Here is a 12,512-nt window from a genome sequence, read left to right as displayed (position 1 = left end):
TATTTTCATGAATTGGGTAAATGATAATAAATAAAAATATACAGATCTGTCTATTTTTATATAAAATTAAATAGCTTTACATGACTTAAAAATCCCTAAACTATTATATTTTATGGTTTTTTTATGGGCTTGTATAATGTTATATAAATAGATATGACATTTCTGAATTTATATCATTTAAGTATAGTTAAATAAGAGGATCAATGAGACTAGCTTAGTACATTGACAATTGATTAGTAGATAAGCTTGAAATAAAAAAATCTTTTTGTATGATTTTGCCAAAAAATATTTACATCAAATTAATTTTTTTACATAATAATTCTAGATCAATGACTTGGTAACCAGCGAGTGGTTAAGCTAACTTCCTAAATGGTCGAATTTGATCTAACACAAATTGAAGCGCCTTATTTTGAGTTAATCGTGTGCCTCATTTGTATTGCATAAAAAAACCACCAATACAAAAACTAAAGCACACATACATGATTCAATTTTAGGGGTGTTTTCATGCCTGATTATTCTTATTTTATTTCGCTGAAAGATTACTTTGCTGATACAGTTAAAGATGCAGTACAAGAATCTAATTTACATATTTGCTATGGTCACTGCTTTGAGTTAATAGCAGCTTTCTTTGGTTTCAATACTTATGCTGCATTAAAAGCAAATGGTGTTCTTTCAAAAGACAAATACCAAAATGTACCTAAGGTTGATTTGAAAAAATTAACTGAAAGGGCTTCTCGTCTCCAAATTTCTAATGATGTACTTGATGTCGTGGAGGATTGTTTGCTGTCTCTCCACAGTGACGAGAAAAATCCATTGATTTCTTTAACAAAAAGATTGTCAAGGAATGTAAAGCATAATTCCTATCTTAATGACACTTCTATAAATCCTATATTTGATGGGAGCGTATTTCTAGATGAAAAAGATTGGAAAAATTGTGGAAATATAGCATCACGTAACGACTTTAATGATTATCTATTTACTATAACGCCATGGCCAACTATCGCTACTATCGTAGCGGTTCATAACTACTCGATTGATGGTTTCTATCAAATTAATCCAGATTCAGTTTTAAATATCATTAAGTTCTTAGATCCAAATGAAATTCAAAAACTCTTATATGAGATGAGAACTAGGTAATTTGGTGACTATTATAAAAAGATGTTTCGCCTAAATGCCTAGTAGGTGCACAGGTGGTGGCCTCTGAGTGCTCATTTGTGATGGATGTTGTATTATATTTGATGCAGATAGACTCTGTCGTTGCGAAGAATGTTATAGGGATAGAATTTAAGAGGATCAATACATTCCCTGAATGTGCACACAACAGCTTTTAAGGCTCTATTAGAAAGCCCGAAATTCTCGGGTTTTCTAATTGCTGGTTTATAGTTCTTTGAAAATTTTTATAAAAATAATTTTGTCTATTTTATATATTCCACAATGTTACATTTGGAGGGGGATTTAACAACATAAGCTGTCTTAAGGAAAGAATCTCATCACTAATATTATCTAAAATTGGTAATCCATTATCACACTTTTGGACTATATGATTTAGAGTTAGCCAGTTCAACATTGCACTGGCGTTTTTAATATTGGCATATTCATAATCACCGCCTAAATAAGTTGCTAAAATACTTTCATCTTGAAAGATTTTGTTCATCCATTTTAGGGAAAATGTATTTTGTTTATCTTTAATGTTTTTATATGCATAATTAAAGCTACCTGCAATAGCATCTGCTAATTGAATGCCGTAAAAACTTTTAGAATCTACCATTTGTATAGGTTGTTTTAAATTAAATGTAAGAGGTAGTTCTAGGTTGAATTGTTCATAAATTTGAGATTTTCTTTCAGTTCTTCCAACCATACTATTAAAAATTTCTTGATTGGCATTTAATGGCTTTGAGGAATCACAATAAACATCCAATATATCAATTTTCTGTCCCCACTTGCCTAAACTACTAAATAAGCATTCAGTTGTGATATCTAGAATCCATTTTCCTGAACCTTCTCCCAAATAACCATCCATTTCAGATAAAAAGGAGTCTTTATTATAATGAGCAAACTTTTGAATTTGATCTAAAACTAGATCTGATTGGCTGTTAATTATTTGAAATAAAGATTTTGTAGGCGTATCTACTCCTTCTTTCATAACCTTATAAAATTCTTCAAAAATAACTTCAGCTGATTTATCTTGAGTAACTAATTTTAAATGAAGATAATCAGTAATAAATCTGTGAAAATTCATTCCATAAAAAATAGAATTTTTTGCTGATAGAGCAGGTTCAAAAATATATTCAAAGAATTTACCAGCGATAGTATATTTTTTGTCACAAATGCATATCTTATATCTTCCGTCCAAGATTTCTAGAATCTCATCAAGTGCTCTTAAACCTTTCGGATTTTTTACTAGATTTCCCGATTTAATTTCACCATTTTGAATTCCATAATCCTTGATGATTTTTTCTACAATAAATTGAGCTTCTTCTTCATTTGAGGCTACAGATGCAAATGTAAAAATTGGCTGATCTGCATCTAATAATCTATTTCCTGTAAAACCTGATTCATCACAGTAGATTTGCATATTGTTTAAATCATTATTTAATTGCATGGTAAACCTAGTTTATCGAAGAAAGCTCTATTCCGCTCTTTTGCAGAATTAACTAATCTATCAAAAGAAATAACCTCAATATAGCAGTTCAAATTTTTCTTATAACCAAAAAAACCTAGCTTGTCGGAGGTTTCAGTAAGATCATGGATTTCTTTACATCTGTCACTCATACTTGGTGTCAAATCACAGATTACATAACAAAAACCTGGCACATCTTTAGAGTCAGGAATAGGTCTTCCTGTAGCAGTAGTAGCTTTTCCATTTCTTATACGACGTAAATAACCAAATACTTGCTCTATAGGATCTTTATCTTCGCCACTTTTAACATCATTACGCATAGGGCGTTTAATTTCTACAATTGTTAAAGATGCTAAAGGTAGTTTTTTACCTTCTGATATAAGAAGGGGTTCGTTATATACATTCAATGCGCAAAGATCAGGTTCTTTATTTTCATTTGAGTCTGTAATAGGCATTGAGGACAATGTTTTATCTGAAGCCAAATAATCATGGAATGCTAATCTCTCATCTATTAGCCATAGATTACATTTATCTAAACCAATATCTTCGGAAGTTTGACGCATAGGCATTATAAGTTGGTGGATTAAATCCTCTCTTGAATACTTACCATCGACTCCTCGTTGGATTGCTTTTTCAAGAATGTCTAAAACTACTTTACGGTTGCAAACATAACCAGCTAGGTCAGATTTCTTTATATCATCTACCTTTTGCATATAATCAGTAATTCGAGATTGAATGTCTTTCTCTTGTTTATCCACATCTTCAATAAGATCATGTCCTTGAGAAAGAATTTGGCTTTCAATATCAGTCAAATATTTATGTAAAAGTAGATCTAATTCTTTGTCAGAAATTTCTGGATTAACAAAAAAAACTTCGTTCGGAATATATTTTAAAATTGATTTATAGCGAGGAGCTTTAGTTGAAACATAGTTGTACACTCTTTGACGACCTAACTCTTTATACTGAATTAAAAACTCGTTGAGATGAGCTGTGATTTTCGAGTACACAGTTTCACGAATTTGAACTTCATTTATAGCGTTCGAGTATAAATCGGTTTCGTCTTGATCGAGATTGAAGTCTATTCGTTCAGGTCTGACAACATCATCAAGATATGTAGATGTTAGATAGCAACAGTATGTAAAGTCACCATTTGTGTGTTGAATTTTTCCATGTAAACCTGCAATTTTTCCTATCAGATTTTCTTCTTTAACAACTCGTCCTGCAGCACACCAAGCAATACACGGGGGGCGGGTTTTTGATTTCAATTTAATATGTAGAAGTTCAAATTTAATCCCCGAAACTTCAAAACTTTCTGGGCAGGCAGATTCAAACATTTGTGTATCAAATAATTCATTTAAATTAATAGTTTCATCTTGATCATAGATAGTTATATTTGGAGCTCCACCTTCTCTGACAAAGTACCACAAACAATGTTCTAGGATATGATTTGCGATTGCACTGCAAGATTTAGGTGATCTTTTTTCATATTTATCAATAAAATCTTCAAGTTTAATAGATGTTGACAGAGGTTCTGTTTTCTCTATTGCATTTATTGATGAAAGATAAATACCATTTTTTTTATTAAAGTTAAATTTCCTCTTTTGTACTTCATTTTTTGAATCTATAAAATTACTTTCGACTGATACATTCGTAAAAGCTTTTAGCCACATTAAACGACCTACACCTCGACATCCTTTCTTTGCTTTATATTCACTGTCTAACGTTTCAAATGAGTTCATATTAGCCTCATTGAATCCAATACCGTTATCAATGATTGTAAACCCATAAATAGGTGAATTGTTTTCAGCTGCGATGTCTTGTGCTAGCGTGCTTTGAATATTACGATCAATATAGATTTTTATAGAAGGGTCGGGATTATTTGTACATTCATCTATAGAGTGGATTGAATTAACTACGGCTTCAAATAATGGCATTAAACATTGATTGTATGGCAGAGTAGTATTTCTTAGTCTCCCTTCAAGTGATGTGTTAATTGCCATTACCGTATCCTAAATTCTATACTTTATAAAACGAGTTTTAATAATCTCTATTCTAATAATTCTCTAAGTTTAACACTATTCAATTTTGCTTCTTCTAGTGCTTTTTTTCTCCTGTAGTCTAATTCCCTTGATTCAACAGTTCTAATATTTAATATAATACTTGGATAAAGCTTTTTAAGTTTTACTTCAACATAATTTAAAAGCTTTTCAGCCAAAATCCTATCTTGAATAAATTCACATTTTGTCTTTTTTAATCTGCCATTCAAGCTGATATAGACTTGGGCTTTTTCATTGAAACTAATATTCTTTTCTTCAAAGTGAAGACCATAACTTGGGGACCAACCCTCTCTAAAAGTATTGGGTAGATCTCCATAGTTAAGGAAAGCTTCAATAGTATATAATTTTCTTAACTCATTGTCTTTCATTAATAATCCCCTAAAATTATACTAGTTAAGTCTCATAGTCCTAATCTGAAACCATTGGTCAGGCCATGCTGTTACAATCTCTTTTGTTTCTTTAAAACAAATTAATTATTCATTCACCTAAGCTTCTTTTGAAAGAATTACATCTGTGCCGTCCTGACCTATAAGAAAATAACTTCTAAGTTTAGCGATTTTATGATGAGTTCTATCTGAAAATTTATGGGAATTAGATATTATGTTTTAATTTACAAGATATTATGAGTTAGTACTACTTAAATTTGACTAAAGTTATTGTAACTAAAAGCTTTTAATTTAATAATTCTTGATGTTAGATACATCTATCAAGCCATTAAACTCAAATAGCTTTATAGGCTTAGTTATAAATAGAGGCTGATGAAAACTAGATAATCACATTCTCACCTCCAAAAAAACCACCCCCCACCCCCCTTTATAAACCCCTCTTAAACAATAACTTACTCATTATTTATTCTTACTTTTTAATGATCTAAATTAAAGCAAATGTCATTTTGTGTGCTTGACTGCAAAAGGGTTGGGCACTATTCTTTGCCTGCTGGCCACATTGCCAGCCGGCTTTGACAGGCTGAATAATAACTCCCGCATCAGAGCTTTTCCTTCTGAGGAATAGTTTTGTGTGTGGTGGACCACTCGTTCCCTCCCGTAGCGGTAGGACGGGAGAGGGACACCTTCGGGTGTGCTAGTTTGAGTTATTACTAGTCTGTCAACCTTCTTCCGTTCTGCCACCATAATTCTATAAATGTCTGGCAGAACTCTCTATAAAAAGGAGTTGGCTTTGCACATCCATTATTTCTTGGCAGCCGTTGCCAAAAGCTATAACGACACCACTTAAAAATTTAAAGCAGCTTGATGACCTATAGGGTTTTCAGGCTTTCAGTCATTACGGCTCATAAAACTTGCATCAACAATAAAACTTGAGATGTGCCAAGCACAGTCTTTATAGGCTTTGCTGTGCCTTTTTTCTCCCAGAAAGGGCACAGGCTTTTTTTATCTCATTTATATACAACAAAAATTTATTTTATAACGGTAAAACTATGTCAAATTTTATTCTCCCAACACGTGCTTTAGAAGTTGTAAAAAAAGGAATAAATTTGTTCCATCACGGTGGATTTCACATGGTCGGTGTCGACAAAATTGTGAAGGAAACCGAAGTGAATAAAATGACATTTTATAATTATTTTCACTCTAAAGAACGCTTCATCGAAATCTGTTTAATCGTACAAAAAGAACGCCTCCAAGACCAAGTGGTTGCACTGGTCGAGTATGACCATGACACAAGCACTATCGATAAACTCAAGAAGTTGTATGTTCTACATACCGACTTAGAAGGCCCGTACTATTTATTATTTAAGGCTATTTTTGAAACTAAAAATAGTTATCCAAAAGCTTATAAAACCGCGGTGAGATACAGAACATGGCTGACCAATGAAGTTTATAGTCAGCTTAGATTACTTAAAACCGATGCTTCTTTTACCGATGCCAAACTCTTTTTATATATGATTGAGGGCGCCATTATTCAGCTTTTAAGTTCAGATAAGACAACTCAAAAAGAGAAGATGCTTGAGTATTTTCTGCGAGGACTGATTTAACACTACATTTTATTTAAATTAAGACGAAATAAATCGAAAAGTTGATACAGATTGGAGGTCTATCTATGAAGCTTTACCTAACCTCATAGATAGACATCGACTTTTATTAAGCAGATAAAAACTCTACATATTTAGAAATATCAACGTTGCCACCACTAATAATGATGCCTATACGTTTGCCTTTTAACTCATGCTTTAAATTACGCGCAGCAGCAAATCCGAGGCATCCTGTCGGTTCAACGACCATTTTCATTCTTTCAGCAAAAAACTTCATACAGCTAATGAGGTCTTCATCTGTGACTGTCAAAATATCATCAACTTTTTGTTGAATTATAGGGAATGTTAATTTGCCTAAATATTGCGTTTGAGCACCATCGGCAATAGTTTGCGGTGTATCAATATGAACAATTTCTCCTTTTCTAAAAGACATTTGTCCATCATTTCCTAGAGCAGGCTCAACGCCATATATTTTACAGTTCGGAGAAAGCTGGCGAGCAGACAGGGCAGAACCAGCCAATAAACCGCCACCACCTAAACATACAAACAGGTAATCTAATTCGCCGACTTCTTCAAATAACTCTTTTGCAGCCGTTCCTTGACCCGCAATTACATGTGGATGGTCATAAGATGGAATGAGTGTCAGGCCATTTTTTTCGGCAATCTCTTTACCAATTTTTTCCCGATCTTCGGTATAACGGTCAAATTCAACAATATTGCCGCCGTACTCTCGGGTCGCTGCCATTTTTGCAGCAGGGGCATCTTTAGGCATGATGATTGTTGCTGGAATACCAAGAATTTTTGATGCGAGCGCAATCGCTTGTGCATGATTTCCCGAAGAGAAAGCGACCACGCCAGCTTTCTTCTGAGCTTCATTAAATTGCAAAAGCGCATTTATTGCACCACGAAATTTGAAAGCACCAACTCGCTGAAAATTCTCACATTTAAAAAATACTTCTGCTTTAAATTCATTATTAACAGTACGTGAAGTTAAAACAGGAGTCTTATTTGCAAAACCTTTTATACGTTCAGCAGCGGCTGCGACATCTTCATAAGTGGGAAGGGTTAAATTTTTCATAATTAAACCTAATTCTATTCATGTTTTCGGATGCAAGATTTGGTATTGCTCAAGGAATACACAAGATAGTAGCCTTGTTTAGATAAAATATATATGTTTAGATAAAATGTCTAATTTTATTTTCTAATGTGATAACAATGAGATATAAGATTTTGATTTACATTAAGTTTAAAATTAGATAAAAAGTCTAAATTACTATTACATGCTTCATTCTAAAGTTTGAAATAGTAAGTAAGTCATTTGGAGGAAATACCTTGGGAAATCGTGATAAACATTTGCTCACTCAACTAGATACCATCGCGAAGGGGTTAAGTGAAACGCTATTTCCTTTTTGTGAGGTCGTTGTCCATGACTTAACAAATCCTGAGCATGCCATACTCTCTATACATAACAATTTATCTGGTCGAAAAATTGGAGATCCGGCAACCGAGTTAGGGCTGGCTAGAATCATGTCTCCAGAGTTTCCAAACCTCATTTCAAACTATGCAAACCAGTTTGCTGATGGTCGGCCCGCCAAAAGTACGTCTATTGGAATTAAAGATGAAGAAGGCCAGTATGTAGCCGCTTTATGTATGAATATTGATTTAACCCTATTTAGGGGGATGCAAAGCGCTTTAGAGCAGTTTACTAAAATTGAAACTGACAACATTATTGAAAATTTAGAACCGAATGGTACAGAGGCAATTCGAAGATATATTGACCAATTTGCCTCAAAGCATGCTACGACACCGCGTATGTTAAAACTCAATGAGCGTAAACAATTAGTACATGAGTTAAAAAATAACGGTTTGTTAGATATTAAAAAGGCTGTCGAGACAGTGGCACAACATTTAGGTATATCAAGAGCCAGTGCCTATTTGTATGTAAAAGAAACTTAATAGATTTATCTTATCTATCAAAAAACAACTTGTTTATTCAACATAGCTCATTTAAATAAATGGATAGGGACACAATAAGTATCTCTATAGCCTAATCAAGGAGGTCGTTATTTGAAGTTATTTATTATTATATTTATAGCCATTTTTTCGAGTATTGGACTGATCTGTTTAATCGCGCTACTCAGAAATTTAAAAAGTTATTCACCATCGAGTGATCATGATTATTCATCTTCAACACATCATTTACACGATAATAGTTCTAGTCATCATCATAGCTCTAATTATTCAAATGATTGTTCATCGTCTTCAGATTCAGGTAGTTGCGATGGGGGTGGAGGAAGCGATTAAAAAAGCCCTTTCATATAAAAGGGCTTTTAGCTATTTAAGGTAAATCAAACCAAATGAATTGGCTGTCTTCAAGTGCATGAATCACGGCGTTATCTTCAAACACTAAAGCATCACCCGCTTTAACTTCTTGATCACCAATACGAATTACACCTGAAATGACATGAACGTAATTTACGCGTTTTGATGTTTCAACAGGAAGTTCATTTCCTTTTTTCAATGCAGCAGATTTGACCTCTGCGTTTTGGCGGATGTGCATTGGAGCATTTGCATCGGGACCTGCAATTAAATGCCATTTATTTGGATCTTTACGTGGGTCCAAACTAATTTGTTGGTAATTTGGCTCGGCTTCTTTTACGTCTGGAATAATCCATATTTGTAAGAGATGTACGGGTGTATCAGTGTTATTAATTTCACTATGAGCCACGCCTGTACCAGCGCTCATAAGTTGCCATTCACCTGCCTTAATTTGGCCTTCATTTCCCATCGTGTCACGGTGTGAAATTGCACCATCGAGCACACATGTTAAAATTTCCATGTTGTCATGAGAGTGAGTGCCGAAACCGTTATGGGCATCAATTTGGTCATCATTAATCACGCGTAATGCACTTACACCCATATATTTAGGGTTATACCAGTTACCAAATGAAAAGCTATGGTAAGACTCTAACCAACCTGCTTTAACATGACCACGATCTTCACTACGATGCAAATAAGCATTCATGACTCGATCTCCTCAAATTATTATTGATCTCTTGAGGACTATGTTAAACCTGTAGAAACAAGCTAAAAATAGAGTAGATGCAACATATTGTTGCGTTTTTAATATGATCAAGACATCTAGAAATTTTCGTTTTAAATTTTAGATATAAAAAAAGCCTGCATAAAGCAGGCTTTTTCTTTTAAAAGATTATTCTAAGAATTTAACAGTGACACCTGAACGTACTTTATTACCTAAATCGTTAGCATCCCAGTTTGTTAAACGGATACAACCGTGTGATGCAGTTTTAGAAATTAAAGACGGGTTTGGTGTACCGTGAATACCGAATGATTTTTTACTTAAACCAATCCAGATGTTACCTACAGGAGCGTTAGGACCTGGTGGTAAAGAAAGTGGTTTTAAGTTTTTACCTTGTACGAAGTTCGAAGGTGAATAGCTATACCAAGGGTTACGCGCAATACCAACTACCTTATAAGTACCGGTCGGAGATGGCGTATCAGTACTGCCAATTGTTGCAGGAAATGAGGCAATCATTTGATTGCGGCTATTAAACAGATACAACTGTTTAGCACCTTTATGCGCAATAATTAAATGAATGTCTTCTGGTAAGTCATTGCGTACGTTAGGAACAATAATTTTCTCACCAACTTTTTTGAAGGTTGCTTTCGGGTTTAGTTTCTTTAAGAAACCTTCATCAATATGGAACTTCTCGCCCAACATTTCACTCACGCGAGTGTAATACAAACCTTTCATTTTGGCTTGTAATGCATAGTCAGAAGGAATTGACTCAGCATACGGACCTTTGAGGTCTGCATCAGTAATGGTGTATTCAATAAATGCTGGTTTTGTCTGTTTTGCAACAAGTGCATCCCAAGTTTCTTTAGTAAGTTCACCAGTAGGTGATAAACCATTCATTTGCTGGAAAGATGCAATTGCTTTAAGCGTGTTTTTACCGCTCATGCCATCAATTGCACCCGGTGAAGCATGCGCATTGTTTAGCATGACATGGGCACGTGCATAAACTGGTAATTGACCTTTACCAATATTTTCGTACCAAACAGCATTGTTTAAGCCATCTAATGTCCATGAAACGGCTGGAGCAGAAGTAGCAGTCTTAGATGCTGTTGTTGTTTTAGCTGGCGCTGTTGGTTCTGAAGCAGCAATACCTGAATCGGCATTTGGATCTTCAGCTTTTTGTAAATTTTGTAATGTTGTAGACGCTCGATTTAAGTCATTTTGTTCTTGAGCTGTAATCTGTGTCTGGGCTTGAGCTTGAGTTTGGGCTTTAACAGTTGAAGCAGCATCTACAGCAAGCGGATCAATCGGATCTTCTACAGGAGCAGATACTTTTTTAGGAGTGACTGGTTGCTCAGTTGTTGACGCAGCCAAAGCAACATTAGCAATAATACAACTTAAACTCATAGCGAGTAATGAGCGAACAAACATGTAATTCAACCTTAAGAATTTTCATATAAGCAATAGGGTAAGGAGACTGATCCTAAAGTTTATAAAATCACCGATAACGCAATGTATGCGTATTTAAGTATTGGTGAATTTAATCATTAAAGGAAGATCAATAAACCCGATGTAACATGTTGCAAGTATTGCAGAAAACCGAGCTTCTTGCAGTAGACTTTTGTGTAAATATGCATTTTTTAGTAGATTGACAAGTTTTTTGTATGAAATTGAAATTATAAAAACATTCACCTTTTTGATATGATGCTGCCACATGAAAAAGATAGAGATCGGCAATGACGACACTTAAAAATGATCGTTTCTTACGTGCTTTATTACGTGAGCCTGTAGATACCACTCCAATATGGATGATGCGCCAAGCAGGACGTTATTTGCCTGAATATCGGGAAACACGCTCAAAAGCTGGTGACTTTCTATCTTTATGTAAAAATACAGAGTTTGCTTGTGAAGTAACTTTACAACCTTTGCGTCGCTACGATTTAGACGCAGCAATTTTATTTTCAGATATTTTAACGATTCCGGATGCGTTAGGACTAGGCCTTTATTTTGAAACAGGCGAAGGCCCTAAGTTTCATAAAACGGTTCGTACTGAACAAGACGTAGCAAACTTACCCAAGTTAAATGCTAAATCTGATCTTGATTATGTCATGAACGCAGTAAGCACAATTCGCTCTGCTTTAGGTGGTCAGGTTCCACTCATTGGTTTTTCGGGTAGCCCTTGGACACTGGCGACTTATATGGTTGAAGGTGGTTCAAGCAAAGAGTTCCGTTTTACCAAGCAAATGATGTATGCCCAGCCGGAAGTTTTGCATGCGTTGCTTGACCATTTAGCAGATTCAGTCATTGATTATCTAAATGCGCAAATTGATGCAGGCGCTCAAGCAATTCAAATCTTTGATAGTTGGGGCGGGGCTTTAGCACACCGTGAATATGTAGAGTTCTCGCTGAACTATATGAAAAAGATTATTGCAGGTCTGCAACGTGAAAAAGATGGACGCCGTATTCCTGTCATCGTATTCACTAAAGGTGGTGGTCAGTGGCTAGAGCCAATGATTACAACAGGTGCAGATGCATTAGGTTTAGACTGGACCACACCATTAAATACAGCTCGTACAACTGTAGCAGGCCGTGTTGCCCTACAAGGAAACCTTGATCCGGCTGTTTTATATGGTTCAGCGGCTTCAATTGAAAAAGCAGTGAAAGCCATGCTAGATGATGCTTATGCAAATGGTGAGAAGACAGGCTATGTTGCAAACTTAGGCCATGGCATTACCCAATGGGTAGATCCGGCCCAGCCAAAAATCTTTGTAGATACAGTACATGAGTATAGTGCTAAATATCTAGGATAGT

General features: G+C 34.9%; 11 protein-coding genes. 5 read left to right on the top strand and 6 right to left on the bottom strand.

The window, feature by feature from the left end:
• Positions 1-504: 504 nt before the first annotated feature.
• Positions 505-1,137, top strand: coding sequence for a hypothetical protein (locus CSB87_RS03965; protein WP_031952997.1), 633 nt, complete (start codon positions 505-507; stop codon positions 1,135-1,137).
• A 283-nt stretch (positions 1,138-1,420) separates the two neighbouring features.
• Here the strand turns inward: CSB87_RS03965 and CSB87_RS03960 are convergent, their stop codons facing one another.
• The 3 genes from CSB87_RS03960 to CSB87_RS03950 are packed head-to-tail and all read right to left on the bottom strand — an operon-like array spanning position 1,421 to position 5,045.
• A complete protein-coding gene (locus CSB87_RS03960; protein ID WP_031952995.1) occupies positions 1,421-2,602 on the bottom strand; it encodes a DUF3800 domain-containing protein in 1,182 nt (393 codons plus the stop codon).
• Positions 2,593-4,620, bottom strand: a complete 2,028-nt coding sequence (locus CSB87_RS03955) for a hypothetical protein (RefSeq protein ID WP_031959601.1) — start codon at positions 4,618-4,620, stop codon at positions 2,593-2,595. Before CSB87_RS03955 ends, CSB87_RS03960 begins: the two co-directional genes overlap by 10 nt.
• 47 nt (positions 4,621-4,667) lie before the next feature.
• Positions 4,668-5,045: a hypothetical protein gene (locus CSB87_RS03950; RefSeq protein WP_031952989.1), complete on the bottom strand. Its 378-nt coding sequence runs from the start codon at positions 5,043-5,045 to the stop codon at positions 4,668-4,670.
• Positions 5,046-6,112: 1,067 nt separating this feature from the next.
• Between CSB87_RS03950 and CSB87_RS03945 the strand changes: the two genes are divergently transcribed.
• Positions 6,113-6,667 carry a TetR/AcrR family transcriptional regulator gene (locus CSB87_RS03945; RefSeq protein WP_031952988.1) on the top strand — a complete coding sequence of 185 codons (555 nt, stop codon included), beginning with the start codon at positions 6,113-6,115 and terminating at the stop codon, positions 6,665-6,667.
• 106 nt (positions 6,668-6,773) lie between these two features.
• On the opposite strand, the gene CSB87_RS03940 is transcribed toward CSB87_RS03945, so the two are convergent.
• On the bottom strand, positions 6,774-7,742 hold the full coding sequence (locus CSB87_RS03940) for a threo-3-hydroxy-L-aspartate ammonia-lyase (protein ID WP_004886089.1): 969 nt from the start codon (positions 7,740-7,742) through the stop codon (positions 6,774-6,776).
• Positions 7,743-7,996: 254 nt separating this feature from the next.
• Between CSB87_RS03940 and CSB87_RS03935 the strand changes: the two genes are divergently transcribed.
• Entirely contained in the window at positions 7,997-8,620 is a 624-nt protein-coding gene (locus tag CSB87_RS03935; RefSeq protein ID WP_002052706.1) for a helix-turn-helix transcriptional regulator, read from the top strand.
• A 111-nt stretch (positions 8,621-8,731) separates the two neighbouring features.
• Complete coding sequence (locus CSB87_RS20245) at positions 8,732-8,968, top strand: hypothetical protein (RefSeq protein ID WP_079377406.1); 237 nt, start codon at positions 8,732-8,734, stop codon at positions 8,966-8,968.
• 34 nt (positions 8,969-9,002) lie between these two features.
• On the opposite strand, the gene CSB87_RS03930 is transcribed toward CSB87_RS20245, so the two are convergent.
• Together CSB87_RS03930 and CSB87_RS03925 are read right to left on the bottom strand one after the other, a co-directional pair.
• Positions 9,003-9,689: a pirin family protein gene (locus tag CSB87_RS03930; protein ID WP_031952987.1), complete on the bottom strand. Its 687-nt coding sequence runs from the start codon at positions 9,687-9,689 to the stop codon at positions 9,003-9,005.
• Between the two features lie 186 nt (positions 9,690-9,875).
• A complete protein-coding gene (locus CSB87_RS03925) occupies positions 9,876-11,132 on the bottom strand; it encodes a L,D-transpeptidase family protein (RefSeq protein WP_106105038.1) in 1,257 nt (418 codons plus the stop codon).
• A 305-nt stretch (positions 11,133-11,437) separates the two neighbouring features.
• Between CSB87_RS03925 and hemE the strand changes: the two genes are divergently transcribed.
• Positions 11,438-12,511 (top strand): uroporphyrinogen decarboxylase, encoded by a 1,074-nt coding sequence (gene hemE / locus CSB87_RS03915; protein ID WP_002052969.1) that lies wholly within the window; start codon positions 11,438-11,440, stop codon positions 12,509-12,511.
• Position 12,512: the final 1 nt, after the last annotated feature.

The sequence above is a fragment of the Acinetobacter sp. AR_0276 genome, from assembly GCF_003000705.1.
Lineage (GTDB): Bacteria > Pseudomonadota > Gammaproteobacteria > Pseudomonadales > Moraxellaceae > Acinetobacter > Acinetobacter nosocomialis.
This window is presented reverse-complemented; position numbering and strand designations above follow the sequence as displayed.